This is a genomic window from Phytopseudomonas daroniae, from assembly GCF_004327285.1.
Classification (GTDB): Bacteria; Pseudomonadota; Gammaproteobacteria; order Pseudomonadales; family Pseudomonadaceae; genus Aquipseudomonas; species Aquipseudomonas daroniae.
Genome location: NZ_QJUI01000014.1, coordinates 1 through 26507, shown reverse-complemented (window position 1 = coordinate 26507; position 26507 = coordinate 1). Strand labels below are relative to the sequence as shown.

Annotated in this window: 27 protein-coding genes and 1 pseudogene; 13 read left to right on the top strand and 15 right to left on the bottom strand. The window is 63.6% G+C overall.

What is annotated here, in order from left to right:
• Position 1: 1 nt before the first annotated feature.
• Genes DNK06_RS16475 through DNK06_RS16465 form a run of 3 tightly spaced genes read left to right on the top strand, consistent with a single transcriptional unit; the run spans position 2 to position 3040 of the window.
• Positions 2–1987, top strand: coding sequence for an FUSC family protein (locus DNK06_RS16475; protein WP_131181082.1), 1986 nt, complete (start codon positions 2–4; stop codon positions 1985–1987).
• A complete protein-coding gene (locus tag DNK06_RS16470; protein ID WP_131181081.1) occupies positions 1974–2177 on the top strand; it encodes a DUF1656 domain-containing protein in 204 nt (67 codons plus the stop codon). Before DNK06_RS16475 ends, DNK06_RS16470 begins: the two co-directional genes overlap by 14 nt.
• An 11-nt stretch (positions 2178–2188) precedes the next feature.
• Entirely contained in the window at positions 2189–3040 is an 852-nt protein-coding gene (locus DNK06_RS16465; RefSeq protein ID WP_131181080.1) for an efflux RND transporter periplasmic adaptor subunit, read from the top strand.
• A 185-nt stretch (positions 3041–3225) separates the two neighbouring features.
• Here the strand turns inward: DNK06_RS16465 and codA are convergent, their stop codons facing one another.
• From codA to DNK06_RS16435, 6 genes are all read right to left on the bottom strand, one after another.
• Positions 3226–4461 (bottom strand): cytosine deaminase, encoded by a 1236-nt coding sequence (codA, locus tag DNK06_RS16460; RefSeq protein ID WP_131181079.1) that lies wholly within the window; start codon positions 4459–4461, stop codon positions 3226–3228.
• On the bottom strand, positions 4458–5699 hold the full coding sequence (locus tag DNK06_RS16455; protein ID WP_131181078.1) for a PucR family transcriptional regulator: 1242 nt from the start codon (positions 5697–5699) through the stop codon (positions 4458–4460). The genes codA and DNK06_RS16455 overlap by 4 nt, the downstream gene beginning before the upstream one ends.
• Positions 5696–6967: a cytosine permease gene (gene codB / locus DNK06_RS16450; protein WP_131181077.1), complete on the bottom strand. Its 1272-nt coding sequence runs from the start codon at positions 6965–6967 to the stop codon at positions 5696–5698. Before codB ends, DNK06_RS16455 begins: the two co-directional genes overlap by 4 nt.
• 395 nt (positions 6968–7362) lie before the next feature.
• Positions 7363–7869 (bottom strand): DUF1993 domain-containing protein, encoded by a 507-nt coding sequence (locus tag DNK06_RS16445; protein WP_131181076.1) that lies wholly within the window; start codon positions 7867–7869, stop codon positions 7363–7365.
• A gap of 65 nt (positions 7870–7934) precedes the next feature.
• Positions 7935–8405: a MaoC family dehydratase gene (locus DNK06_RS16440; protein ID WP_131181075.1), complete on the bottom strand. Its 471-nt coding sequence runs from the start codon at positions 8403–8405 to the stop codon at positions 7935–7937.
• Entirely contained in the window at positions 8402–9364 is a 963-nt protein-coding gene (locus DNK06_RS16435) for an alpha/beta hydrolase (protein WP_131181074.1), read from the bottom strand. The genes DNK06_RS16440 and DNK06_RS16435 overlap by 4 nt, the downstream gene beginning before the upstream one ends.
• Before the next feature lie 155 nt (positions 9365–9519).
• Between DNK06_RS16435 and fadD2 the strand changes: the two genes are divergently transcribed.
• The 3 genes and pseudogenes from fadD2 to DNK06_RS25340 all read left to right on the top strand — a co-directional run.
• Positions 9520–11202 (top strand): long-chain-fatty-acid--CoA ligase FadD2, encoded by a 1683-nt coding sequence (gene fadD2 / locus DNK06_RS16430; RefSeq protein WP_131181073.1) that lies wholly within the window; start codon positions 9520–9522, stop codon positions 11200–11202.
• 554 nt (positions 11203–11756) lie between these two features.
• Complete coding sequence (gene fadD1 / locus DNK06_RS16425) at positions 11757–13445, top strand: long-chain-fatty-acid--CoA ligase FadD1 (RefSeq protein ID WP_131181072.1); 1689 nt, start codon at positions 11757–11759, stop codon at positions 13443–13445.
• An 82-nt stretch (positions 13446–13527) separates the two neighbouring features.
• Positions 13528–13794: pseudogene (locus DNK06_RS25340) on the top strand (efflux transporter outer membrane subunit); the annotation flags it as partial.
• 72 nt (positions 13795–13866) lie between these two features.
• Here DNK06_RS25340 and phnE read toward each other — a convergent pair.
• From phnE to DNK06_RS16400, 4 genes are read right to left on the bottom strand one after another with little or no spacing between them, the layout of a single operon-like run.
• Positions 13867–14634: a phosphonate ABC transporter, permease protein PhnE gene (gene phnE / locus DNK06_RS16415; protein WP_131177717.1), complete on the bottom strand. Its 768-nt coding sequence runs from the start codon at positions 14632–14634 to the stop codon at positions 13867–13869.
• Positions 14631–15458 (bottom strand): PhnE/PtxC family ABC transporter permease, encoded by an 828-nt coding sequence (locus DNK06_RS16410; RefSeq protein ID WP_131181071.1) that lies wholly within the window; start codon positions 15456–15458, stop codon positions 14631–14633. Before DNK06_RS16410 ends, phnE begins: the two co-directional genes overlap by 4 nt.
• A complete protein-coding gene (locus DNK06_RS16405) occupies positions 15452–16249 on the bottom strand; it encodes a phosphonate ABC transporter ATP-binding protein (protein WP_131181070.1) in 798 nt (265 codons plus the stop codon). Before DNK06_RS16405 ends, DNK06_RS16410 begins: the two co-directional genes overlap by 7 nt.
• A complete protein-coding gene (locus tag DNK06_RS16400; protein ID WP_131181069.1) occupies positions 16246–17097 on the bottom strand; it encodes a putative selenate ABC transporter substrate-binding protein in 852 nt (283 codons plus the stop codon). The genes DNK06_RS16405 and DNK06_RS16400 overlap by 4 nt, the downstream gene beginning before the upstream one ends.
• Before the next feature lie 159 nt (positions 17098–17256).
• Between DNK06_RS16400 and selD the strand changes: the two genes are divergently transcribed.
• Both selD and mnmH read left to right on the top strand, forming a co-directional pair.
• Entirely contained in the window at positions 17257–18291 is a 1035-nt protein-coding gene (gene selD, locus DNK06_RS16395) for a selenide, water dikinase SelD (protein WP_131181068.1), read from the top strand.
• The gene (gene mnmH / locus DNK06_RS16390) at positions 18291–19385 is read left to right on the top strand and encodes a tRNA 2-selenouridine(34) synthase MnmH (protein ID WP_131181067.1); all 1095 of its coding nucleotides are present in this window, start codon (positions 18291–18293) and stop codon (positions 19383–19385) included. The genes selD and mnmH overlap by 1 nt, the downstream gene beginning before the upstream one ends.
• A gap of 5 nt (positions 19386–19390) precedes the next feature.
• Here mnmH and DNK06_RS25335 read toward each other — a convergent pair whose 3' ends face one another.
• Both DNK06_RS25335 and DNK06_RS16380 read right to left on the bottom strand, forming a co-directional pair.
• Positions 19391–19705: a hypothetical protein gene (locus DNK06_RS25335; RefSeq protein ID WP_242674689.1), complete on the bottom strand. Its 315-nt coding sequence runs from the start codon at positions 19703–19705 to the stop codon at positions 19391–19393.
• The gene (locus DNK06_RS16380) at positions 19702–20604 is read right to left on the bottom strand and encodes a DMT family transporter (RefSeq protein WP_131181066.1); all 903 of its coding nucleotides are present in this window, start codon (positions 20602–20604) and stop codon (positions 19702–19704) included. Before DNK06_RS16380 ends, DNK06_RS25335 begins: the two co-directional genes overlap by 4 nt.
• An 83-nt stretch (positions 20605–20687) precedes the next feature.
• Here DNK06_RS16380 and DNK06_RS16375 point away from each other — a divergent pair, with 83 nt between their 5' ends.
• From DNK06_RS16375 to DNK06_RS16360, 4 genes are all read left to right on the top strand, one after another.
• A complete protein-coding gene (locus DNK06_RS16375) occupies positions 20688–21185 on the top strand; it encodes a MarR family winged helix-turn-helix transcriptional regulator (protein WP_131181065.1) in 498 nt (165 codons plus the stop codon).
• Between the two features lie 14 nt (positions 21186–21199).
• Entirely contained in the window at positions 21200–21496 is a 297-nt protein-coding gene (locus DNK06_RS16370; RefSeq protein ID WP_131181064.1) for a hypothetical protein, read from the top strand.
• 65 nt (positions 21497–21561) lie between these two features.
• Complete coding sequence (locus DNK06_RS16365; protein WP_131181063.1) at positions 21562–21765, top strand: hypothetical protein; 204 nt, start codon at positions 21562–21564, stop codon at positions 21763–21765.
• Between the two features lie 229 nt (positions 21766–21994).
• Positions 21995–22738, top strand: coding sequence for a hypothetical protein (locus DNK06_RS16360; RefSeq protein WP_131177727.1), 744 nt, complete (start codon positions 21995–21997; stop codon positions 22736–22738).
• 559 nt (positions 22739–23297) lie between these two features.
• Here the strand turns inward: DNK06_RS16360 and DNK06_RS16355 are convergent.
• A complete protein-coding gene (locus DNK06_RS16355; protein ID WP_131181062.1) occupies positions 23298–24191 on the bottom strand; it encodes a LysR family transcriptional regulator in 894 nt (297 codons plus the stop codon).
• 94 nt (positions 24192–24285) lie between these two features.
• Here DNK06_RS16355 and DNK06_RS16350 point away from each other — a divergent pair, with 94 nt between their 5' ends.
• The gene (locus DNK06_RS16350) at positions 24286–25452 is read left to right on the top strand and encodes an MFS transporter (RefSeq protein WP_131181061.1); all 1167 of its coding nucleotides are present in this window, start codon (positions 24286–24288) and stop codon (positions 25450–25452) included.
• A 141-nt stretch (positions 25453–25593) separates the two neighbouring features.
• Here the strand turns inward: DNK06_RS16350 and DNK06_RS16345 are convergent, their stop codons facing one another.
• A complete protein-coding gene (locus DNK06_RS16345; RefSeq protein WP_131181060.1) occupies positions 25594–25896 on the bottom strand; it encodes a LasR-specific antiactivator QslA in 303 nt (100 codons plus the stop codon).
• Complete coding sequence (locus DNK06_RS16340; RefSeq protein WP_131181059.1) at positions 25889–26131, bottom strand: hypothetical protein; 243 nt, start codon at positions 26129–26131, stop codon at positions 25889–25891. Before DNK06_RS16340 ends, DNK06_RS16345 begins: the two co-directional genes overlap by 8 nt.
• Positions 26132–26507: the final 376 nt, after the last annotated feature.

The following is a 26507-nucleotide window of genomic DNA, read 5'->3' as shown; positions in this document are numbered from 1 at the left end:
CGTGCGTGATTCCCTGCTGGCGTTCGTTGCGCCAAGCTCCCAAGCCATCCAGTTCGCCATCAAGACCCTGCTCGGCGGTGGTCTGGCACTTTGGCTCGCGCTGCGTCTGGGTTTGGAACAGCCGCAATGGGCTCTGATGACGGCCTTTATCGTCGCCCAGCCGCTTTCCGGCATGGTGGTGCAGAAGGGCCTGGCGCGCCTGCTCGGTACGCTGATCGGCACCTTTATGGCCGTGGTGATGATGGCGCTGTTCGCCCAGACGCCCCTGTTGTTCCTGCTGGCGTTCGCCTTGTGGCTGGCGCTGTGTACGGCGGCCTCGACCATGCTGCGTAGCGCCTGGTCGTACTCTTTCGTACTGGCCGGCTACACCGTGGCGATCATCGGCCTGCCGGCCATTGGCAAACCCTTGGTGATCTTCGACGAGGCCATCGCCCGTTCTACCGAGATATGCCTGGGTATCGTCTGTGCCACGCTCAGCAGTGCCTTGCTCTGGCCGCAACGGGTAGAGCGGCAGTTGGCGCAACAGGCCAGGGCTGCCTGGCAGACCGGCGTCAAGGCGGCGCGCCAGGCGCTGACCGGTGAGGTCGAAGCACGTCAGGGGTTGCTGGAAGCGCTGGCCCGCATCGTCGCCGTGGATGCCCAGCGCGAGCACGCCTGGTTCGAGGGTGAGCGGGGCCGCCAGCGCGCCATTGCGCTGCGCGTCCTTAGCCGCGATCTGCTCGGCGTGCTGCGTCTGGCCCGTGGTGTGGCGCGGCAATGGCGGCAGCTGAGCAGCAGCGAGGCCGAGGCCGTTGCTCCCTGGTTGCAGGAGGTGGATGAGCGATTACAGGAGGATCAGGGCGATCTGCCGGAGCTGATCGAACGTCTGCGCCAGGCGGCCCAGGATGACGAACTGAACAGTGGCCAGCAACTGTGCCTGGAGCGCATGGCGGTGTTGCTGCTGCGTATCGAGGATGCCAGCCGGGCCTTGCTCGCGGTCGAGCAGGGCAGGGCGCCGGCCGACGCGCCGCGAGCGCTGTCCTGGCATTACGATTGGCAGAGTGCACTGGTGTACGGTGCTCGCAGCGCCCTGGCGTTCCTGACCCTGGCCACTTTCTGGCTGGCCACGGCCTGGACGCACGCCACCGGCGCGCTGCTGCTGGCCTGCGTGGTCTGTAGCCTGTTCGCCCGACTCGAGGCGGCGCCACAGATCGGCATGATGTTCCTGCGCGGCATTTTCTATGCGCTGCCGGTGGCGTTCTTCGTCGGGCAGATACTGATGCCGCAGATCGACGGTTTCGTCATGCTCTGCATGGTGCTGGGCGTACCGCTGTTCTTTGGCGTGCTGGGTATGGCCAAACCGCCGCTGGCCGCCACCTCGACCTCCTTCTGCCTGCATTTCATCGTGCTCTGTCTGCCCGCCCCAGGGGTTGGCTACAACGTCGAATTCTTTCTCAACGAATCGCCGGGCATGCTCATGGGGGTCGGCTTCGCCGTGTTGGCGTTCCGCCTGGTGGTGCTGCGCAATCCGGTGTGGCATGGCCGCCGGTTGATGCATGCGATTCTGGTGGATCTCGGCCGACTGACCCGGCGGGAACTGAGCCGTGCGGAAAACTGGTTCGGTGGGCGTATGGCGGATCGTTTGTTGCAACTCGCCCGCCATTATCCGGCACGTCCGGATCAGGCGCGCAGCCGCTGGGACGACGGCGTTGCCGGCCTCGATCTGGGCGATGAGCTGTTGCACCTGCGGGCCTGCCTGGCCAATGCCGATACCGATCTGGCCGGTTCTCAGCGACGTTTCCTGCGGCGTCTGGACGAAGTGCTGGAGCGCGGCCCTGCGCCTGGCCGCGAGGACGATTTGAATGGCCCGGTGGCTGACTTGCAGGACGCCCTGCGCGCCGGTGCGCCCAGTGTCGACCGGCGTCTGGCCGAGGCTGCGCTGTTGCAATTGCAAACCGGTTGGCGCCATTGGTGCCACCTGAGAGGAGAGGCCCATGGGCTTGCATGAGTGGTCGCTGGGCGGCGTATTGCTGAGCCCCATGGCGGCCTACGCGGTATTGGCGCTGCTGCTGACCGGCGTATTGCGCCTGGGGCTGCAGCGCGTTGGATTGGCACGTTGGATCTGGCACGAAGCCCTGTTCGATTGCGCCCTGTATGTCTGTGTTCTGGCGGTGGTGATTGCCGTGCTGGCACGTTGAGGAGAGAGAACATGCGTTCGACGATTCGCGTCGGCATTACCCTGGCCATGGTGGTTGCGGCGATTCTCGCCGGCTCCTGGATCTGGCAGCACTACATGTATACGCCCTGGACCCGCGACGCCCGGGTGCGGGCCGACGTGGTGACCATCGCGCCGGACGTATCGGGCTGGGTGGTCGAGCTCAAGGTGCGCGATAACCAGCAGGTGGAGGCTGGCGACCTGCTGATGACCATCGACCGCGACCGTTACCAGGCCGCGGTGGAAAAGGCCCAGGCCGTGGTGGATATCCGCAAGCAGCAACTCAGCCTGCGCGAGCACGAAGCCTCCCGGCGCGCCCGCCTTGGCTCGCAGGCGATCAGCGCCGAGCTGCGCGAGAACGCACAGATCAGCGCCGAGATGGCGCGTAGCGAATTCCGCGAGGCCCAGGCCGACCTGCGTATCGCCCAGCTCAACCTGGCGCGCAGCGAAGTGCGGGCGCCGCGTGATGGCCAGGTCACCAACCTGGTGCTGGCCCAAGGCAACTACGTGACGGCCGGCCAGTCGGTGATGGCGCTGGTCGATACCGGATCGTTCTACGTGCAGGCGTATTTCGAGGAGACCAAGCTGCCGCGTATTCAGGTCGGCGCACCGGTCGAGGTCTGGCTGATGGGTGGCGAGCAGGAGATTCGTGGCGAGGTGGAAAGCATCAGCCGCGGCATCACCGACCGCAACGCCAGCCCGGACGGCCAGTTGCTGGCCAATGTCGAACCGACTTTCAACTGGGTGCGCCTGGCCCAGCGTATCCCGGTGCGCATCAAGCTCGATGCAGTGCCGGAAAACGTTCAACTGAGCGCCGGCATGACCGCCAGCGTACGGGTGGAGTAAAGCGTTCAAGGCCGTTCAATCTGCAGGAGCCGCGGCCTCGCGGCGAATGGCTCAGGCAGCACCGATATCGCGATGTGCCCACGATTCGCCCCGGGGCGGGGCTCCTACAAATGTGTCATCTGGCGATTGTCGTTCGCTAGCTGCCGGCATGTAAGAGCTGGCTCCCTGCGTGAGCTGCGAACCGATCAGCCGCGCTGCACGCTTGCCGGGGTTCTGCGCATCAGCACTTCGCCGTGACGAACCGATACCAGCGCGTAACCCTGGGTGCGGATCATCTCGTAGTCGTCGGGCGCCGAGAGAATCAGCAGATTGGCCGGGCGGTTCACTTCCAGGCTATAACGTTCGCCCAGGTTGAGGGTGCGTGCGCTGTTGTCGGTGATCAGATCCAGGCTGCGTTGCAGGTCGCTGTAGCCGAGCATGTGGCAGATATGCAGGCCAGCTTCGAGGATGCGCAGGATGTTGCCGTTACCCAGCGGATACCACGGGTCGACGATGGAATCCTGGCCGAAGCAGATGTTCATGCCGGCACGATCGATTTCCGCCACACGGGTCAGGCCGCGGCGTTTCGGGTAGCTGTCGAAGCGCCCCTGCAGGTGGATGCTCTCGGTGGGGCAGGAGACGAAGTTGATCTTCGACATCTTCAGCAAACGGAACAGCTTCGAACAATATGCGTTGTCGTAGGAACCCATGGCCACGGTGTGGCTGGCGGTGACGCGTTCGCCCATGCCGCGTACGCGAGCTTCTTCGGCCAGCACTTCGAGAAAGCGCGACTGCGGGTCATCGGTTTCATCGCAGTGCACGTCGACCAGGCAGCCGCTGCGTTCGGCCAGATCCATCAGGAACTTGATCGAGCTGACGCCCTGATCGCGGGTGTTCTCGAAGTGCGGAATGCCGCCGACCACATCGGCGCCCAGCTCCACGGCCCGCTCCATGAGCGCGCGACCATTGGCGTAGGACTCGATGCCCTCCTGGGGAAAGGCGACGATCTGCAGGTCGATCAGGTGACGGGTTTCTTCACGGACTTCGAGCATCGCCTTCAGCGCGGCCAGGGTCGGGTCGGTGACGTCAACGTGGGTGCGTACGTGCTGGATGCCGTGGTCGACCAGCATGTCGATGGTCTTCTTCGCCCGGGTCTTGGTGTCATCAAAGGTGACCAGGGCCTTGCGCTCGGCCCAGCGCTCGATGCCTTCGAACAGCGTGCCGCTCATGTTCCAGGCCGGCTCGCCGGCGGTCAGCGTGGCGTCGAGGTGGATGTGCGGCTCGACGAAGGGCGGCACCACCAGGTTGCCGGCGGCGTCCAGATCACCTGTGCTGGCGCTGAGGGTGTCCGGCTGTGCAGCGATGGCGGCGATCTTCGGGCCGTCCAGGGCGATACGGTAAAGGCCTTCGCGGCCACGCAGGCGGGCGTTGACGATGTTCATGGGGTACTCCTTGGCAGGCTATGAGACGACAGGCGGCGGATCAGCAGGGCAATGCTGATATTGAGCCGGTCGTGAGGATCATCGAAGGAGCAGCCGGTCAGCGCTTCGATACGCTGTACACGGTAGCTCAGGGTGTTGCGGTGCACGCCCAGGCGTTGGGCGGCCAGGGCCATGTTGGCGTTCTCGAAGAACCAGGCTTCCAGGGTGGGCATGAGCACCGGTTCATGACGCGAGTCATCGCCGATCAACGGCCCCAGCGTACGTTCGACGAAGCGCTCGAGCAGGCTGCGGTCGCGGATGGCGGCGAGCAGCTCGATCACCCCCAGTTCGTTGAAGCTGCACAGCCCCAGCCGCTCGGGAAAGGCCTGTGCGGCAACCAGCGCCTGGCGGGCCTGGCCCAGGGCGCGGGCCAGGCGCTCCGGATAATGATTGCCGGTACTGAGACCGAGAACCAGGCGCTGGGGCTGCAGACGCTCGTCCAGTTCGCCGAGTAGCTCCATCAGCAGCCGGCGGTTGCGTTGTTCGTCCTGATTGTTCGTGCACGGCAGCAGGGCGATCCAGTGTTCGCCCTGGCTGATCAGCGGCAGTGCGTCGCCGAGTTGCTGCAGGCATTGCTCGAGGCGTTGCTGCAGGCACTGACGGTTGTCGCGCAGCAGGCGTTCGCCGCTGTTGGCCGCCTCACCGTCGAACAGTCGCTCGCTGTTCTGCAGGCGCAGCAGAGCGATCTGGCGCGGTACGTCGAGGGGCAGGTCGAGGCTGGCGGCACGCTGCAGGAGGATGTCGAGCGACTGGTAATCGCCTTCCAGCAACTGCTCCAGCACATGCTGGCGCGAACTGCCGAGCATCTGTTGCTGTACCAGGGCGGTACCGATGGCCTGGGTCACCACCACCATCTTCAACTGATAGGGCTGCTCCAGCAGCGGCAGGCCGAGGCGCTCCGCTTCGGCCAGCACCGTTGCCGGGATGCTCTGGATGTACTCGGCACCGGTGAGAATCACCAGGCCGGCAGTGGCGCGTTCGACCGCCTGGCGTACCAGAAGCAGCAGGTTGGCCTCATCGCGGGGATGGTTGATCCCGGTGACGAAGACCAGTTCGCCACCCATCACCCAATCGGCGATATCCGCATTCTCGGCCACGTATGGCCAGCGCACCGGGTTGCCCAGCGCCGCCTGAGCCGCGCGCAGGCGCAGGTCATGCAGGCCGGGCAGGGCCAGTACATCGGCGACGCTCAGGCTCATGCGTCGGCGACCAGGCCGCGAGCGGCGAACACTTTCTTCGCTTCGAACAGGCTGACGTACACCAGTCCAGCGACGGCGATACCGACCAGGGGCGCGACCCAGGGCGAGAAGTAGGCGCACAGCGCACCGACGGTATAGGCACCCAGGCCGACCCAGTTGAAGGCGGGCAGGCGCGTGTCGGCGAGCAGCGGGTAGCGGCCCTTATGACCGTAGAAGTAGTCCGCCATGATCACCCCGCCAATCGGCGGGATGATCGAGCCGAGCAGGATCAGGAAGGGGATCAGCAGCTCGTACATGCCGCCGATGGCCAGCAAGGTGCCGATGCCGGCGCCAACCACGGTGACCGTCTTGCGGCGCCCGGTGCGCAGCAGGTTGCAGCCGGCGGCGGCGAAGTTGTAGATGGTGTTGTCCTGAGTCGTCCACAGGTTGAGGAACAGCATAATCACCGCCGCCATGGACAGGCCCTGCAGCACCAGCACTTCGACGACATCCGGCTGTTGGTAGACGATAGCGCCATAGGCACCGGCAACGATCATCAGGCCGTTACCGAGAAAGAATCCGACCATGCTGGCGATCATCGCGATACGGCCGGTGCGGGCGAAGCGTGTCCAGTTGGTGGCCTGGGTGGCGCCGCTGACGAAGGTGCCGAAGACCATGGTGATGGCGACGCTGAGGGTCATGCTCTGGGTCGGTTCGATGGCCAGCAGCGCGCTGAGGCCGCCAATGTCATCGGTGGCGATCCACAGCGAGCAGATCAGCAGGGCGAGCATGGCCGGTACGGAAATCCGCGAAAGGATGTCCAGGCCCTTGTAGCCGATGAACGCGGTGATGCAGAAAGCGAAGCCGAACAGCACCATCAGCGCGGTGGTCAGGCCTTCCGGCAGGCCGAGGATTTTCACCAGCACGATGGCGACGGTCGCCGTGCCCCAGGCGTACCAGCCGATCTGGGTAAAGCCCAGCAGTATGTCTGACAGCTTGCTGCCGGCCTCGCCAAAGCAGAAACGACCCATCAGCACCGAGTTCAGGCCGCTGCGGCAGGCGATCAAACCCAGTACCGCGGCATACAGGCCGAGCAGCAGGTTGCCGATGACGGCCGCCCAGATCAGGGTGGTGAAGTCGAAGGCCATGCCGATCTTGCCGCCCGCGAACATGGTGGCGGTGAAGAAAGTGAAGGAGAACAACATGATCGAGGTGGAGAACAGACCCTTGCGGGCGCCTGCCGGAACCTCGCTCAGGGGGTAGTCACTGTCGGTGGTGGGATGCGTCATGGCCTAGCTCCACGGGGGTGAGGGAAGGCATGGCTATAGCAGGTGACGTGCCAAGTGATGGGTTTGGCGGGTCGTACAGTGCGGGTTGTGCAATGCGCACAATGAAATGCGGATTTTCAGCGCTTCTGCCGATTATTTTTGTTGAAGATAACCAGATTTGACCTGTCTTGGTGCGATGCCGTCTGGGCATGCACCAACAGGTTACGGGCGACTCAAGACGTTTTTGCCTGCAAGGTGGCGGGAGCGGACGTAGGGTGGACAACGCTCTTTTTGTCCGCCATGGCGGACTAGAGTGGCGGATGAAAAGAGCGTCAGCTACGCGCCCCGATCCACCCTGCGGGTGGGACGGCCAGCAGCAGTCCATCAATGCCCTTACAAAAATCTCGAGCAGGTTCTCAGCGGGTGCCGAGGAAGTCGCGCTTGCCGATCCCGACACCATTGTGGCGCAGGATGGCGTAGGTGGTCGTCAGGTGGAAATAGAAGTTCGGCAATACGTGATCGAGCAGAAAGGCCAGCCCCAGGAAGTGGGTTTCCTTGTCACGACGCTTGAGCGTCACGGTGCGATCTTCACTGCCATCGAGCTGCGCGGTGCTGATGCCCTGCAGGAAGCTCAGGGTCTTGGCGATGCGCGCCTGCAATTCGGCGATGCTGGTTTCGTCATCGGCGTAGCTCGGTGCTTCGACGCCTGCCAGCAGGGCGGCGCCGGTTTTCGCGGTATCGCAAGCGATCTGCACCTGGCGGCTGAGCGGGAACATGTCCGCTGCCAGGCGTGCGTTGAGAAAGACGCTCTGCTCGATCTTGCGGGTTTCGGCGTTGGCCGCAGCGATACCGAGGATGGTCGACAGATTGTTCAGCTGGCGAGTGAAGACCGGAATCGAGATGTTGTACATGGACAGGGACATGGGGTGCTCCAGGGGAAGTCAGGGGAGAGGGGGCGCAGACCTGGAGGTCTGCGCTCGCGAGGGCATCAGCCGATGCCGATCGGCGGCAGGGTAGCCAGTTCGACGGTCAGCGCCTTGCGCGGCGCGATGATTTCCGCTTCGCCGTCTACCACCAGCTCGTCGTTCTGGTTGAACACACGGGTGGCGATGCGCACGCGGAATTTCGGCAGTTTCTCGAGGATTTCCAGGCGTACGGTGAGCGTGTCACCGAGTTTGACCGGTTTCTGGAAGCTCATCTGCTGGCCCACGTAGATGGTGCCTGGGCCGGGGAGGGTGCAGGCCACCGCCGCACTGATCAGCGCACCGCTGAACATACCGTGGGCAATGCGCTCGCGGAACATGGTGGTGGCCGCATACTCGGCATCCAGATGCACCGGGTTATGGTCGCCGGAGACGGCGGCGAACAGCAGGATGTCGCGTTCTTCCACGGTTTTGCTGTAGGTGGCGGTCTGGCCGACTTCGAGACTGTCGTAGGGCGTGTTGCTGCTTTGTGTCATGGATTGGGTTCCTGAGGAAGTGATGGTCGCTGGCGGGGCTGCTCCAGTGCCTGTTCCAGCCAGTCGATCAGGTCGCGGGTGACCTCGTCACGGTTCAGCTCGTTGAGCAGTTCGTGACGGGCCTGGGGGTAACGTTTGAGTGTCGTGCGGGTATGCCCTGAACGGCTCAGGGCGTCGGCCAGGTGTTGCAGGCGCTGGCCCTGGCTCATCGGGTCATGGTCGCCCCCGATGATCAGCACGGGCAAGTACGGATCGATCTGCTTCAGGCGGGCGGTCGGGGTGATCTGTTGCAGGCCTTCGAGCAAATCGAGCCATAACTGGTTGCTGCAGCGAAATCCGCACAGTGGGTCGGCGATGTAGCGGTCGACCTCTGTCGCGTCACGGCTGAGCCAGTCGAAGGCGGTACGGGCAGGTTTGAAGGCCTTGTTGAAGGTGCCGAACGACAGCCAGTCGATCAGCCCACTGCGGCCATTCGCACCCTGGCGCCAGCGCTCGAAGCGGGCGATCAGCGTGGCAGCCTGGTAAACCCGCAATGGCTGATAGTTGGAGCCGGACAGAACCGCGCCCTGCACGCTGCTGCTGTGGCGCATCAGGTAGGCCATGGTGATGAAGCTACCCATGCTGTGGCCGAACAGAAAGATCGGTGCCTGTGGCCATTGCTGACGGATGTGGTGATTGAGCGTCGAGAGATCGCCTACCACCCGTGCCCAACCCTCCCGATCAGCGTAATGGCCAAGGCTGCCGTGTTGCGCCGTCTGCCCATGGCCGCGTTGATCGTGGGCGTAGAGGTCGAAACCAGCCGCTACCAACGCTTCGGCCAGGCGGGCGTAGCGGCCGCTGTGCTCGGCCATGCCGTGAGCGAGCATCAGCACCGCCCGGGGGGCACGCTCGGCATGCCAGTGGTTGACGTACAGGGGGACGTCATCACTGCTGTCGAGCCAAAAGGTGCGGTGCTGCATGGCAATTCCTTGAGCCTGCGTATGCCGCGCATTGTAGACCGCGCAGGGGCTGAAATTCACGGTATTGATTGTAGGTTTGCGAGCAGGTGGTCGGCTGCTAAGTTCACTGGAGCCTTGAGGCTCAACGGATATTCAGGGAAATGAGGACAACAACAATGCAACCTGATTTCTGGAACGACAAACGCGCCGCTGGCGTGCCCAACGATATCGACATGAGCGCCTACCAGTCGGTGGTCGAAGTGTTCGAACGCTCCTGCAAGACCTTTGCGGATCGGCCCGCCTTCAGCAACCTGGGCAGAACGCTGAGCTACGGAGAGCTGGATGAGCTTTCCGGCGCGTTCGCCGCCTACCTGCAGCAGCACACCGATCTCAAACCCGGCGACCGCATCGCCGTGCAGATGCCCAACGTACTGCAGTACCCCATCGCGGTGTTCGGTGCACTGCGCGCCGGCCTGATCGTGGTCAACACCAACCCGCTGTATACCGCCCGCGAGATGCGTCATCAGTTCAAGGATGCCGGGGTGCGCGCGCTGGTGTACCTGAACATGTTCGGCAAGCTGGTGCAGGAAGTGCTGCCCGACAGCGATATCGACTACCTGATCGAAGCGCGCATGGGTGACATGCTGCCCACGCTCAAGGGCTGGCTGGTCAATACCCTGGTGAAGAAGGTCAAGAAGATGGTGCCCGACTATCATCTGCCCCAGGCGCTGTCGTTCAAGCAGGTGCTGCGCAAAGGCGCCAGCCTGTCGGCCCGTGCGGTCACCGCCGCGCAGGACGATATTGCCGTGCTGCAATACACCGGCGGTACCACCGGCGTAGCCAAGGGCACCATGCTCACCCACGGCAACCTGATCGCCAACATGCTGCAGGCCGACGCCTGCATGTCCCAGCACGGCCCCGACGGCATTCCGCTGATGAAGCGCGGCCAGGAGGTGATGATCGCGCCGCTGCCGCTCTATCACATCTATGCCTTCACCGTGAATTGCATGTGCATGATGGTCAATGGCAACCACAACGTGCTGATCACCAACCCGCGCGATATCCCCGGTTTCATCAAGGAACTGGGCAAATGGGAGTTCTCCGCGCTGTTGGGGCTCAACACCCTGTTCGTGGCGTTGATGGATCATCCAGACTTCAGGAAACTCGACTTCAGCCACCTCAAGGTCACCAATTCGGGCGGCACCGCCCTGGTCAAGGCCACTGCCGAACGCTGGCAGAGCCTGACGGGTTGTACGGTGGTCGAAGGCTACGGCCTCACCGAGACCTCGCCGATAGCCAGCGCCAACCCCTACGGCGAGTATGCGCGGCTGGGCACTGTGGGCATTCCGGTGCCGGCAACCACCTTCAAGATCATCGATGACGACGGCAACGAACTGCCGCTGGGCGAGCGGGGCGAGCTATGCATCAAAGGCCCGCAGGTGATGAAGGGCTACTGGAATCGAGCGGACGCCACCGCCGAGGTGCTGGATGCCGAAGGCTGGTTCAAGTCCGGCGATATCGCGGTGATCGACGAGGATGGCTTCGTGCACATCGTCGACCGCAAGAAGGACATGATCATCGTCTCCGGCTTCAATGTGTACCCCAACGAGATCGAGGATGTGGTGATGGCCCATAGCAAGGTTGCCAGTTGCGCGGCCATCGGCGTACCCGATGAAAAGTCCGGGGAGGCGGTCAAGCTGTTCGTGGTCAAGCGCGACAATAGCCTCACGGCCGAAGAGTTGAAGGCTTACTGCAAGGACAACTTCACGGGCTACAAGGTACCGCGGCACATCGTCTTCCGGGATTCGCTGCCAATGACACCGGTAGGCAAGATCCTGCGGCGTGAGCTGCGCGATTAGAGCTACAAGCCGCAAGCTTCAAGCGGCAAGTTAGAGGCGCCGGCCGGATGGTTGCCAATCCCTCACTCGCCGTCGAGTGGCGCCTGCGCGGCTCAAGCTGTCCCGCGGATCGCGCTTCTAGTCCGTAGGATGGGTCGGGCCGCGTAGGTGAAACCCATCGGCAATTGATGGGTTTCACCCATCCTACGACTGCGCTCGACCCACGCTACTCGACCGAGGTTGGACGTAGCCGCCGTCGTCGCTGCTCTGCGCTCTTTCGATCCCTTCTCTCTCTTGCCAATCTCGCCCGGCAGAAAAAGTTGCAGGCGTCTATCATGGGCCTTGCCTGCCGTCCGATGACTTCTGCGGATCAATCGCGGTTGAAAAAGCTTTGTGACTATTAATTTTTTTTGGTCACTTTCGGTACTGGCTGGCCGTTTCGAGCTCTGGTCGGTATCTGGCAACTCTGCTACTCTCGGCCCGCTTTCGCCTCATAGGGGCCGAACAGTAGGCATACATACAACAAACAACCGCATACGCGGTGAAGACAAGCTGTTGCTTAGGAGTGGGTGTCCATGACCGAAAACTTCTGGACGGACAAGTATCCCGAGGGGATCGCGGCCGAGATCGATCCCGACCAGTACCCCAACGTTCAGGCGGTGCTGAAGCAGTCCTGCCAGCGGTTCGCCGACAAGCCCGCGTTCACCAATCTGGGCAAGACCCTCACCTACGGTCAGCTGTTCGAGCTGTCCGGTCATTTCGCTGCCTACCTGCAGCAGCACACGGATCTGCAGCCCGGCGACCGCATCGCCGTGCAACTGCCCAACGTTCTGCAATATCCGGTGGTGGTTTTCGGCGCTCTGCGTGCCGGGCTGGTGGTGGTCAACACCAACCCGCTGTACACCGCCCGGGAAATGGAACACCAGTTCAAGGATTCCGGCGCCAAGGCGCTGGTCTGCCTGGCCAACATGGCCCACCTGGCCGAGCAGGTGGTGCCCAAGACCGGCGTGACGACGGTGATCGTCACCGAGGTCGGCGACATGCTGTCGCCGCTCAAGCGCCTGCTGGTCAACGCCGTGGTCAAGTACGTGAAGAAGATGGTGCCGGCCTACAACCTGCCAGCCGCCATCAAACTCACCGACGCCCTGAGCCAGGGCCGTGGCAAGGCGGTGAGCGAAGCCAGCCCCGCTGCTCACGAGGTCGCCGTGCTGCAATACACCGGCGGTACCACTGGTGTGGCCAAGGGCGCGATGCTGACCCACCGCAACCTGATCGCCAACATGCTGCAATGCCGCGAGTTGATGGGTTCCAACCTCAACGAAGGCAGCGAGATCCTGGTCGCACCTTTGCCGCTGTACCACATCTACGCCTTCACCTTTCACTGCATGGCGATGATGCACTGCGGCAACCACAACGTGCTGATCACCAATCCGCGTGACCTGCCGACCATGGTCAAGGATCTGTCCAAGTTCCAGTTCAGTGGTTTCGTTGGCCTCAATACCCTGTTCGTGGCGCTGAGCAACAACGACGGCTTCCAGAAGCTCGATTTTTCCAAGCTCAAGGTCACCCTGTCCGGTGGCATGGCGCTGCAGCAAGCGGCGGCCGAGCGCTGGAAACAGGTGACCGGCTGCGCCATCTGCGAAGGCTACGGCCTGACGGAAACCAGCCCGGTGGCTTCGGTCAACCCCATCACCAATATCCAGATGGGCACCATCGGTATTCCGGTGCCGTCCACTGAGTTCAAGGTGATCGACGACCAGGGCAACGACCTGGCGCTGGGCGAGATCGGCGAACTGTGCATCAAGGGCCCGCAGGTGATGAAGGGCTACTGGCAGCGTCAGGAAGCCACCGACGAAGTCATCGATGCCGATGGCTGGTTCAAGTCCGGTGACATCGGTCTGATCCAGGAAGACGGCTACATCCGCATCGTCGACCGCAAGAAGGACATGATCCTGGTGTCCGGCTTCAACGTCTATCCCAACGAGCTGGAAGACGTGCTGGTGACCCTGCCCGAGGTGCTGCAGTGCGCCGCCATCGGCGTTCCGGACGAGCGTTCCGGCGAGGCGATCAAGGTGTTCGTGGTGGTCAAGCCGGGCATGACCCTGACCAAGGAACAGGTCATGGCGCACATGCACGACAACCTCACCGGCTACAAGCGGCCCAAGCAGGTCGAGTTCCGCGAGAGCCTGCCGACCACCAATGTCGGCAAGATCCTGCGCCGCGAGCTGCGTGACGAAGAGTTGAAGAAGCTCGGCAGCAAATAGCCCGGCGCATGCTGTACCGGAGGCCCTGCACTGCAGGGCCTTTTTCATTGCACTTCAGTACCGCGGTTCGTTGGTACGCGCTTACCAGCGCACCGTACTCGGCGCCTGGCATGAAGTGGACGACGCCATGGCCGCCTACCAGGCCCAGCAACGCCGTCACGATCATCTGCAAGAGGCCGTGGCGCAAAGCTGTGAAGAGCAGCAATACGCCCAGGGCACGGTGGACTACCTCAACGTGCTATCGGTGCAGCACGCCTTGCTGGTCAACGAGGAGGAACTGGTGGACAGCAGCCAGGCAACTTCTCTGGCGCTGGTGGGGTTGTATCAGGCGTTAGGTGGCGGCTGGCAGGGTCGATCGAGCCCTGACGGAGGCGCGATGTGCCGTTTGATCTTCTCGCCAGCAGGCGAAGCCTGTCCGGGATTAATTGCGCACCCAGCGCTGCCGCGTCCAGCCGCTGAAGGCATCCACCGCGAGCACCAGCAGCAACATGGCAAGGATTACCGTGCTGGCCTGGGCTTCCTGAAACAGGCTGAGGCTCACGTACAGCATCTGGCCCAACCCGCCTGCACCGACGAAGCCCATGATCGCCGCCATGCGGATATTGTTTTCCCAGCGATACAGGGTATAGGCCAGCAACTGTGGCCACAGGGAAGGCAGGGTGCCGTAACAGAAGGCCATCCACGCTCCGCCACCCTGCAGGCGAATGGCCGCGGCTGGCTCCTGTGGTGTGTTTTCCAGCGCTTCGGCGAACAGCCGGCCAAGCACGCCGGCGGTGTGCAGTGCCAGGGCCAGGGTGCCGGCGTTGGGGCCGAGGCCGGCGGCCAGTACCATCAGCACCGCCCAGACCAGTTCGGGAATGGCGCGTAAGGCATTGAGCAGCAAACGCGTGACGCTTTGCAGCGGCCAGCCCAGGCGACCAGCCGCAGGCAGGGCGAGGAACAGGCCCAGTACGGCTGCGAGCAGGGTGCCTAGCGCCGACATGGCCAGGGTTTCCATGGCACCCCGAGCAGTGGCCTGCAGGTGCTCGCTGCTGAAATCCGGGCTCATGAAGCGCAGCGCGTAGCTGCCCATCTGCCCGAGGCTGTCACCGCTGACCAGGCTGAGCAGATCCAGGCCGAGGTAAATGAATGAGCCGATCACCGCGGCGGTGATGGCCAGCACCAGTAACCCGTTACCCAGGCGCTTCATGCGAACCTCCCGCGCAGCAGGCGGCTGAGCTGGTCGGCCAGTAGCACCAGCACCAGGAAGGTCAGCAACATGCTCGCTACCTCGGCACCGGCGAACATGCGCATGGACAGGTCGATCTGTTGACCCAGGCCGCCTGCACCGACGAAACCCATCACCACCGAGGCGCGTACCGCACATTCCCAGCGGTACACCGTGTAAGAGGTCAGTTCCGCCGCCGCATTGGGCAACACACCGTAGGCGAATGCCGCCAGGCGTCCGCTGCCCGATTGCAGCAGGGCGTGCACCGGACGTTGATCCACCGATTCGAAGATTTCCGCATAGACCTTGCCGAGCATCCCCGCGTAGGTGATGGCGATGGCCAGCACGCCCGCGGTAGGGCCGAGGCCGACGGCCCGCACGAACAGCAGTGCCCAGACGATTTCCGGCACGCTGCGCAGGATGATCAGCAACCCGCGCACCGGCCAGCGCAGGCATTGGCCGAGCAGGCTGGGGCGCCCGCCGCGGGACGCCGCCGACAAGGACAGCGCGCGGCTGGCCAGCAGGCTTGCCGGCACCGCCAGCAGCAGAGCCAGGGCCATGCCCGCGGTGGCGATGGCCAGGGTCTGCAGGGTGGCGTCCAGCAGCAGGGCGAGGAAGTCGGCATCCTGAGCCGGCGGCCAGAAGTCCTTGAGGAAGCTGCCCATCGACTGGGTGCTGTTCGGTTGCAGCAGTACCGTCAGATCCAGCTCGGCCAGCCGGATACCTGGCCATAGCAGGGCAAGGGCCAGCAGGCTCAGGAGCAGGCGTGAAACGGCCGCGGGATCGCGCCGGTCGCTTCTCAGCATCGCGGCGCCCAGGGGCTGGCGGACGCCTCGCTGTGGGGTGCCGGGCTCAGTTGCTCGTTGGCATACAGGGCATCCAGGCGCTGCCGGTCGACCTCGCTGGCGTTCAGGTCGAAGACGACCTGCCCATCGCGGATGCCGATGATGCGCGGGAAATGCGCCAGGGCAAGTTCCACCGTATGCAGGCTGGCGACCAAGGTCACCTGATTGGCCTCTGCATGGCGGCAGAGTAACGACAGCGTGTGCTCGGCCAGGCGCGGATCCATCGCCGAGACCGGTTCGTCGGCGAGCAGCAGCTCTGGCGCCTGATACAGGGCCCGGGCAATGCCGACCCGTTGCAGCTGACCGCCAGACAACTGGCCGCAGCGGGCGAACAGCTTGTCGGCCAGATCCAGCTTCGCCAGCTCGGCGCGTGCGCCGGGAATGTCCAATGGGTGCAGCAGGTTCAGCAGGCTCTTGCCCAGGCCCCACTGGCCGAGCTTGCCGGCCAGCACCGCAGTGATCACCCGCTGCCGCGCAGGCAGCGGCGGCGCCTGATGAATCAGGCCGATGCGCGCGCGCAGCCGCTGCCGTTGGTGGCTCGACAGTTGCCAGGGGCTTTCACCAAGCACCTCAAGCTCGCCAGTGCTCGGTGCCAGCGCCGTGGCCAGCAGATTGAGCAGGCTCGACTTGCCGGCGCCGGACGGGCCGATGATCGCCACCCGCTCGCCGCGAGCGATGCTCAGGTGCAGATCCTCGAGTGCCTGAACGCCGTTGCCGTGCCTGAGGCCGATGCCGGACAGGCGCAGGGTCATTTCAGCAGGTCGGCAGCACGGGCAGCCTCTTCGATGCCCTTGTAGTTCTCGGGCTTGGTGTCGATGAAGCGGCTCGCCGCCTGCAGATCGAGGATCGCCTTGTGCTCCGGATTGGCCGGGTCGAGGGTCAGGAAGGCCTGCTTGATCTTCTCGGCCAGTGCCGGGTCGAGGGTGCCGCGTACCGTCCAGTTGTAATCGAAGTAAGTCGGTGTGGTGGCGAACACCTTGACCTTGTCGGTATCGACCTTGCCGGTGTTGACCAGCTTGTCCCATACGCTGGCGTTGAGCACGCCGGCATCGACCTTGCCAGCCTGCACCCAGGCGGCGGTGGCGTCATGGGCACCGGAGTAGGCCACGCGGCTGAAGAAGGTTTCCGGCTTGATACCGTCCTGCAGCATGAAGTAGCGCGGCATCAGGCTGCCCGAGGTGGACGACACCGAGCCGAAGGCGAAGGTCTTGCCCTTCAGGTCGGCCAGCGACTTCACGTTCGGGTCGGCGGTGATGAACGTGCTGGTGAACTCGGCATCCTGTTCGCGCTGCACCAGGGGAATGGCGTTGCCCGTCTTCAGATGCACTTGCACGAAGGTGAAACCGCCCAGCCAGGCCATGTCGAGGCGATCGGTGGCCAGTGCCTCGACCACTGCCGGGTAGTCCGCCACCGGGACGAACTCGACCTGCATGCCCAATTGCTGCTCCAGGTATGCCCCCAGCGGCTTGAACTTGCGCAGCAGTTCGGTCGGCGCCTCGTCGGGAATGGCCGATACGCGCAGGGTTTCGGCGGCGTGGGCAGTCAGGGCGGAAACCGACAGGGCGAGGCCGGCGGCGAGCGCCAGGGTGCGCTTGAGCATGGGAGTTCTCCGGTTCAATAGCGGAAAAAACGGATAGCAGCGCCAAGACAGGCGCTGCAAAGGATTCGTTAGAGAGCGCGGCGATTATAGGAGGCGCCGCGAGAAAGACCAGCTTTGCTAGAATCCGCGCCCTGTTTCCCAGTTGCCGAGAGCGTTGCCATGAGTGAGCCGATCCGCCTGACCCAGTACAGCCATGGTGCCGGTTGCGGCTGCAAGATTTCCCCCAAGGTGCTGGAGGTAATCCTCGCAGGCAGCGGCGCACAGAATCTCGACCCGAATCTCTGGGTGGGCAATGCCTCCCGGGACGATGCCGCCGTGTACGCCCTCGACGAGGAGCGCGGCGTGGTCTCGACCACCGACTTCTTCATGCCCATCGTCGACGACCCCTTCGACTTCGGCCGCATCGCCGCCACCAATGCGATCAGCGACATTTACGCCATGGGCGGCGACCCGCTGATGGCCATCGCCATTCTCGGCTGGCCGGTCAATCTGTTGCCGCCGGAAGTCGCACGCGAGGTGATTCGGGGTGGCCGCGCAGTTTGCGATGCCGCCGGTATTCCGCTGGCCGGCGGGCATTCCATCGACGCGCCGGAGCCGATCTTCGGCCTGGCGGTAACCGGCGTGGTGCAGAAGAAACACATGAAGCGCAATGACACCGCCCAGGTCGGCGACACGCTGTACCTGACCAAGCCGCTGGGTATCGGCATTCTCACCACCGCCGAGAAAAAAGCCAGGCTGCGTGCCGAAGACGTCGGCCTGGCCCGCGACTGGATGTGCACCCTGAACAAGCCGGGCAGCCGCTTCGGCAAGCTGGCCGGGGTCACGGCGATGACCGACGTCACCGGCTTCGGCCTGCTCGGGCACCTGGTGGAAATGGCCGACGGCGCGCGGCTCAGCGCGCGTCTGGACTATGCGGCCGTGCCGCGCCTGCCGGGCGTCGAGCACTACCTCGCCGAGGGTTGCGTACCGGGTGGCACGCTGCGCAACTTCGACAGCTACGGCGAGCGCATCGAGGCGCTCAGTGACGAGCAGCGCGACCTGCTCTGTGATCCGCAGACCAGCGGCGGTCTGTTGATCGCCGTCAGCGAGCAGGGCGAGGCCGAGTTCCTTGCGCTCGCCGCCGAGCTGGGGCTGGAACTGGCGCCCATCGGCGTGCTGGTCGAACGACAGCGTCACGCGGTAGAGGTGTTCTGATGCGCGACGACGCCCGTAACTACCGCGACCTGTTTCTCACCGATGTGCCGATGATGGATACCCGCGCGCCGGTGGAGTTCGGCAAAGGTGCCTTTCCCGGTGTGCTCAATCTGCCGCTGATGACTGACCTGGAACGGCAGAAGGTCGGCACCTGCTACAAGCAGCACGGCCAGGATGCTGCCATCAGATTGGGGCACCAGCTGGTTGGCGGTCAGACCAAGGCCGAGCGGGTCGAGGCCTGGGTGGCGTTCGCGCGGGCCAATCCGGATGGATACCTGTACTGCTTTCGTGGTGGGCTGCGTTCGCAGATCGTCCAGCAATGGCTCAAGGAGGCCGGCATCGACTACCCGCGGGTGGTCGGTGGCTACAAGGCCATGCGCACCTTCCTGCTGGAGACCCTCGAACAGGCGGTGGAGCAGTGTCGGTTCGTGGTCGTCGGCGGCATGACCGGTACCGGCAAGACCGATGTGCTGGCGCAATTGCCCAATGCCCTGGATCTGGAAGGCCATGCCAATCATCGCGGCTCCAGCTTCGGCAAGCGCGCCACCGGCCAGCCGGCACAGATCGACTTCGAGAATGCCCTGGCCATCGACCTGCTCAGGAAGCGCGCGGCGGGCATCGAGCAGTTCGTGGTGGAGGACGAGGGGCGTATCGTCGGCAGCTGCAACGTGCCGCTGGCGCTGTACCAGGGTATGCAGCGCTATCCGCTGGTCTGGCTGGAGGACAGTTTCGACAACCGTGTCGAACGTATCCTGCGCGACTACGTAGTCAATCTGTGCGCCGAGTTCATCAGCGTGCAGGGTGAAGACAGCGGCTTCGGACTGTTCGCCGAGCGGCTGCTGCAGAGCCTGAACAATATCCACAAACGTCTGGGCGGTGAGCGCCATCAGCGCCTGCTGGCCATCATGCAGGCTGCCCTGAACGAGCAGCAGCGCAGCGGTACGGTAGAGCTGCACCGTGGCTGGATCGAAGGTCTGCTGCGCGAGTACTACGACCCGATGTACGCCTATCAGCGCGACAGCAAGGCCGAGCGAATCGAGTTCGCCGGCGATGAAGCGGCGGTCATCGCCTACCTGCGTGAGCGCCGCGGCTGAGGGCATCAGCCGGTTCGCGTGTGAAAGTGCCCGCTGCCCGGCTTGAAACGCGCGGCCATGGCCATCAGCGCCAGGGTGGCTACGGCCATGGCCAGCCAGCTCAGCCGCAGATCATCGGTGTACTGGCGCAACACACCGGCAGCCAGGACGCCCAGGCCCATGATCACGATGGGCAGGCTGGTCAGCAGGCTGGCGCCGACATGACCCAGGCCGGTGTCGAGCTGGATGCGGTCGAGCAGCGGGCCGACCGCCGCCAGCACCGGGCGCAGGTTCAGGCCGAGCAGGACGATGGCGAGCAACAGCAGGGGCTGACGTTTCATCGCTTGTTTTTCTGCGCGCCACGCCAGGCGACCAGCAGCACGCCGCCGACGATGCACAGTGCCGCCAGCAGCATCGACAGGCTGCCGCGTTCATCCAGCAGCGTCACGGCCATGGCTGCGCCAAGCATCGCCGCCACCGAACCGATCTGGCTGAGGTACACCGCGCCGGCCAGTTTCTGCAAGACGAAATACAAGGCGTAGACGATGGCGAACAGGGCCATCTGCACCAGTAGCAGGACGATCGCCACGCCGCTGTCCAGGTTAGGGCTGAGCCTTACGTCGAATAGCGCCAGAGGCAGCAGGAGCAGGGCACCGCCCAGCAGCATGCCGGGGGCCAGCGACAACGGGCTGGCACCGGGTGGCCAGCAGCGCGAACGGTAGATATTGCCCAGAGCCAGGAACACCGGCACGGCCAGCGCGGCGATGATCCACAGCAGCGGGCTGTCGCCACTGTGCAGTTTGTCCAAGGCCAGCAGCAGGCTGCCACCCAGGCCGATGCAGATGCCGAGCAGGCGCATGCGGCTCAGCGGTTCCATGCGCAGCGCCAGGGCCAGCAGATAAGTGATCAGCGGCGGAAACGCCAGGCACATGGAGGCGAAACCGGCACCGACATGAGGAATGGAGCTGAACAGCAGGCCATTGGGCAGGGCGATGCTGAGTAGCCCGGAGGCCAGGTAGTAACGTTGCAGGCGTGGGCTCATGCCGGGTGTCTCACCACGCAGGCGGGTGAACGCCAGCAACAGTAAGCCGCCACCGATCAGGCTCCACAGCAGATAGGCCACCGGTGACCAGCCCGCTGCGCTGGCCAGCTTCACCAGATTGCTGGTCAATCCCATCAGCGCGCCGATGCCGAGCAACAGCATTAGCGCCAGTATTGGCCGTGGATTGGAGGGTGACATGGCTGGTTCCATCCGATGAATACGCTAAGATGAAAACATTCTTTTCGAAAAGTATCTTGATAGCAAGATAAATAGAGGGCGATATGCAGGATCGTGCACAACTGGCCGCCGAGCAGTGGCAACAGGAGCGCCCGGATCTGGACGGATTCTCCATGGCGGTAATCGGTCGTCTGGGCGAGCTATCTCAAGTGATTGGCCGCGATCACCTGTTGCCGTTCTTCGCCGAACACGGCCTGCAGGCCGGCGAGTTCGACCTGCTCGCCACCTTGCGCCGTTCGGGCGAACCCTACGCGCTGATGCCCACGGCGCTGTATGAGAGCGCGATGATTTCCTCGGGCGGCATGACCAGCCGCATCGACCGCTTGGAAAAGGCTGGCCTGATCGAACGCCGCAAGCACCCGACCGACCGACGCGGCATCCTGGTGGCCCTGACGCCGGCAGGGTATGAACTGATCGACAGCATGCTCAGTGCCCACGTTGATAACCTGCAACGCGTTCTGGCTGCCCTCAGTGACGAGGAAAAACAGCAGTTGCATGCACTCACCGGCAAGCTGCTGGCCAATCTACAACCGGGTGAATGAAAGGAAGCGAGCCCATGTCTCTCACGGCATTGATCATTGGAGTGATTGGCCAGTTGTTTTTCGCAGGCCTGCAGGGCCTGCTCGTTGTGTTTTCCGGTGCTGCTCTCGCCAACCACAGCGAGCTGACGCCGTTCCAGGATCGCCTGCTGTCGAGCCTGATGTTGCTGCTACCGGCCATCTCGATATTCACCGCGGGCCTACTGATCGTCGGCTACCTGAACTCGGCGCCTTGGTTGTCCAACCTGTGGCATTTGCTGCCGGTCGTGGGATTCGGGCTGTATCTGCTGTTTCTGCTTTGCCTGAATCACTGAGCAGGCAGGGCGCTATCTGGACTAGGTCGGTAGGCCGGGCTCGGACGAAGAGGTTTGCTGGCATCATGGATGAGATTCTGAACTTCATCGGTACGCTGATCGAACGCGGTTTCAGGGTGTTCGGTCTGTGGGTGCTGAGGATCCTGACCGGGGGGCGTTACAAGGACACCAACAGCTACCTGTATTTCTTTCCGACCTTCATCGGGTTTTTGATCCTGGCTGTGCTGCCGGGTGCGATCATCCTGACCGTGTTGGTAAGCCGGCCGTAGGGGCGTCGGGTGGACGACGCTTCACCTGCGCGGCCCGACCCGTCCACCATTCGGCAATCGCAACGGTGGACAAGAAAAGCGTTGTCCACCCTACGTTCTAGGGTCTGTTGACGTTTCAGCGCAAGCCGCAGGGCTTCGGCGCGGTCATGCTGAAATGTCAACAGCCCTAAGATTTCCCGCACTTCTGCCGACTACATGGGCAGGATCACAACCGAGAAGGGAGACTGCTATGGAGATCGGAGCACTGCCGGCCACGCTGTCCACATGGCAATCCAAGGTCGCGAGCGCGGGGCAGAGGACACAAGCACAGGCCCTGCCTGCGCAGGTTGAAGTCGCGCCGGAATCCTCACTGCATGCTTCGGTGCTCTCGCAATCCAACGTCTCGGACGTGCCGGAGGATACGCGCTCGTTCGACCTGTATCGGCAGGTGAGCCGCCCGATTACCTCCGAGCTGGTGGCGCGTGAGTTGTTCCGCGACACCGGGAGCGCCTACACGTCGGTGGAAGCCGATTACGACAAGGTGATGAAGACGCTGGTTGCCAGGGAGCCTCAGCTTGCTGGCAAGGAATTCGGATTCAGCGTGAACCCTCAGGGCCGCCTCGTCCTGACCAGTGCCGGAGATCTGACCAAGCAACAGGCAGAACGGGTGGAGAGCGCCTTGAATGCCTCCAGCCAACTGGTCGGCGCCGCCAACCGCTACGCCCAGCTTCAAATCGATTTCGTGGCGGCTGACAACGTGTCGATGTATGGCAAGTACCATCTCGACATGGGCAACTTTGCCCAGACGGTGGATATCGGCAAGGAGATCAATGCAGCCAAGAAGGGTGATGGCAGTTGGGTCGGCAACAACTGGTTCAATCAAATCTCCGCCAATGGCGAGGTTCGTTATGGTGGCTGGGAGAAGTTCGTCGATGGCAACTGGGTGAGTGCTCCCGATTTCAAGTACGAGGGCATCGTCTCGGTCTACGCTTGAGATGCCAGCCACGATGGGTGGTCGGCGTCTTGGCCGACCGCGTCTTTGCGGCACTCCGATCAGTTGCAGGCCCTCTTGATTGGACGTCGTGCAGCCGATCCCCGGGGGTTGAGTCTCAGATGGCCGGAGCTGGCCGATGGCTACGGAAATGCCCGCTGCCCGGGCGCAAGCGGCTGGCCATCGCCATCAGGTCGTAGGGTGGACGACGCTTCACCTGCGCGGTCCGACCCGTCCACCATCCGGCAATCGTAACGGTGGACAAGAAAAGCGTTGTCCACCCTACGTCCTAAAGCGATGCGTTACGGGATTCAACAACAAGCGCAGAATTACCCGATTCGTGTAGGAGCCGCGACCCCGCGGCGAATCGTGGCCATACCGCGATTTTTGCGGCATGGCCGCCATCGCATCGCGCCGGGGTCGACGCTCCTACGTGCGAACCCAGACTGCGAACGGGCTCTTGCAGACCAAGGAGCAAGACGGTATCCAGATAGCGGCTGCGATTGCCTCGTTGCCGCTGATCCAGAGGGGCCTGCCAACTTCGAGGGTCTTCAACTGGTGCTTAGAGCCGGTGATGCTCGATCAGAAAATCCACGAACACCCGCACCCGCGCCGGCATTGCCGAGCCGCCTACGAACACCGCGTGAATCGGTTCCCGGTCGCCGGGGTTCCAGGCCTCCAGCAGCGGTATCAGGTCGCCGCGCTGCAGATCCTCGGCCACGCTGAACTCGCCGATGCGCGCGATGCCGGCACCTACCCGTGCGAGTTGTGCCAGTGCCTCACCACTGCTGCATTCGATATTGCCGCTGACCTTCAGGGAAAACTCTTTGTCGTCGCGGATGAACGGCCAGTTGGGTTCGGCACGGCGGAAGTTGAAGCGCAGGCAGTTGTGCCGTAGCAGGTCTTCCGGTTCCTGGGGTATGCCATGGCGCTTCAGGTACTCGGGCGAAGCCACCACCACCTGGCCGGTGTCGCCGATCTTGCGTGCGGTCAGCGGGCTGTCGGGCAGATGGCCGAAGCGTACCGCCACGTCGGCCTGGCCGCCGAGAATGTCGACCACTTCGTCGCCGAGGGTGAGGTCGACGACGATGTTCGGGTAACGGGCGCTGAATGCTGCCACCAGGGGAACGATGGCCAGCCGCCCATGGCCGAGGGCGGCGCTTACCCGCAATCGGCCCCTGGGTACGCCCTGGTCGGTGATGGCTTCTTCGACCTCGGCCATGTCGGCCAGGATACGCCGGGCGCCGCGCAGGTAAGCCTCGCCCTCGGCGGTGAAGGTGATCGCTCGGGTGGTGCGCAACAGCAGGCGGGTGCCGAGACGTTGTTCGGTACGCGCGATGATCCGGCTGACCGCCGAGGGTGTCAGCCCCAATGCACGCGCGGCGGCCGACAGGCTGCCTTCCTGCGCCACGGTGGTGAACACACCCATTTCACCTGATCTACCGTTGAAGTCCATTTGTGCTCCGTACGCAAAGGTGCTTTCCAGAAAAGCTATCTACCGCCTGAAAAGTCTGGATCCTATCATTCGCGGCATAGATAAGGAGCCTTCCATGCGTATCAATCCACCCCTTGTAGCACTCGCCATTGGTGCCTTTGGCATCGGCGTTACCGAGTTCGCCCCCATGGGCATGTTGCCGGGCATCGCTGCGGATCTCGGCGTTTCCATTCCCGCCGCAGGCCTGTTGGTCAGTGCTTACGCCCTGGGCGTACTGCTCGGCGCGCCGCTGATGACCCTGACCACCGGCAGGATTCCCCGGCGCTATCTGCTGATCGGACTCATGGCGATTTTCACCCTGGGTAACCTGATGTCGGCCCTGGCGACCGATTACTACAGCCTTATGTTCGCCAGGGTGGTGACGTCACTGAACCACGGTGCGTTCTTTGGCGTTGGCTCTATCGTCGCCGCCAGCGTGGTCGCCCCGGAGAAACGTGCTGGCGCGGTGGCGGCCATGTTCATGGGCCTGACCCTGGCGACCATCGGCGGTGTACCGCTGGCTGCCTGGTTTGGTGAAGTGCTCGGTTGGCGCACCGCATTCTGGGGAATTACTGGCCTCGGCGTGGTGGCCATGGCCGCGTTGTGGTTCGCCTTGCCCAACCTGTCGGCGCCGAAAAGCGTCGGTGTAATGGCCGAAATTCGCGCGCTGGGCCGTGGCCCGGTGCTGGGGGCGTTGGCCCTGACCGTGGTTGGCTCGAGTGCAATGTTCACCGTTTTCACTTACATCGCGCCGATCCTCAGCAGCGAGACCCATGCGTCCACCGCCTTCATCACCGCCATGCTGGTGCTGTACGGCGTGGGCCTCACGCTGGGCAACATGTGGGGCGGCAAGGCCGCCGATCGCTCCATCGACCGCACCCTGATCGTTTCGCTGAGCGTGCTGATTATCGTCTTGCTGGCGTTCACCGTACTGATGCGCTGGCCGCTGCCAGCCGCCGTGGCCATCCTGATCTGGGGCATCGCCAGCTTCGCCATCGTGCCACCGCTGCAGATGCGCGTGATGGAGGCCGCCAAGGACGCGCCCAACCTGGCCTCGGCGGTGAATATCGGCGCCTTCAACCTGGGCAACGCGGTTGGTGCGGCGCTGGGCGGCGCGGTGATCAATGCGGGGTTGGGTTATCCGGCGATTTCCCTGGCCGGCGCGGCGATGGCGGCGCTGGGGTTGTTGATGGTGTTGGGGTTTGCCTGGCGTTCCAGAGTTGTTGCGGCTGCGGTGGTGTAGCGGTGACGAGAGTGGGGCGCGTGCTGCCCGCAGGAATCTGGCACCGCCTCGGTCGGTGTGTGCCAGCGCAGCAACTGCGACGCGACAGCCTGGTGTGATGCCAAGCGGTGAGCCGCGTAACGCAGCCCACCGCTTGCCTGCCTACAACTGCAACTTCGTGCGCCGTGCCAGATGCCCGCCACCCAACGGTGAACACAGGCGCTGGTGAATGCGGCTGAGAAAGCCCAGCTCGAAGGCATGGCGCTGCGCACCCGGTGGGAACAATTGACGCTCCAGCAGTAGATTGGCCCACAGCCAGCCGCTGTTGGCATCGTCCAACCAGGCCTGTGCCTGCTGCGCGCCATCGGTGAAGCTCGCCTGGCAGTTCTCGCCCCAGCCGAAGGCCGCGGCTGGTTGCCCATCATGTGCCGGCAGATGAGTAAAGTGCCGTTGCCGCTCAATCATGCTCGGCCCTCCTGTGCGCCTGGTAGATGGCCTGGCGGTAAAGCACGATCAACTCACTGAGCAGCATGCCGGTGGTACTCGCCATTTCCTGCTGGGGAATGTGCCTGAGCAGTTTGGCCAGCAGCGCCGCTCGATACTCGGCCGCGGCCAGAACCGAGCAATTATTGACCGCATGGCTGCGCAACGAGTTTGGCGGGGTGGGGAAGGGGATAACGACGGACTCAAAGCGGCTCATGCAGCACCTCCAACACGGAAGTCGACACGACAGCCAGCAGCCCAGGGCGGAGCCCTTGGGTAAAAGGGGGATAGTGCATTTTCCTTATGCTCCTTCGTGAATTTAAGGAGCCGCGTTCCATTCGCTACCACACGATATGGAGGCGGACCGTGCAAGGGTGGTAGACCGACTCACGAAGGAAGGCCGGCCAGGCCGAAGCCTGCCTCACACGGCCCGCCATAAATGCACGAGAAAACAGCAGGCACAAAAAAAGCGCCTGCTCTCGACTATGGCGCTACCGCGCCTTCGTGTGAATCGGGCTACCACACCCGGTCACGGGATTTACCGTGACGGGAGGACTGTAGCGTGGGGGGAGGGAATGGGCAAGGTTTGAGGG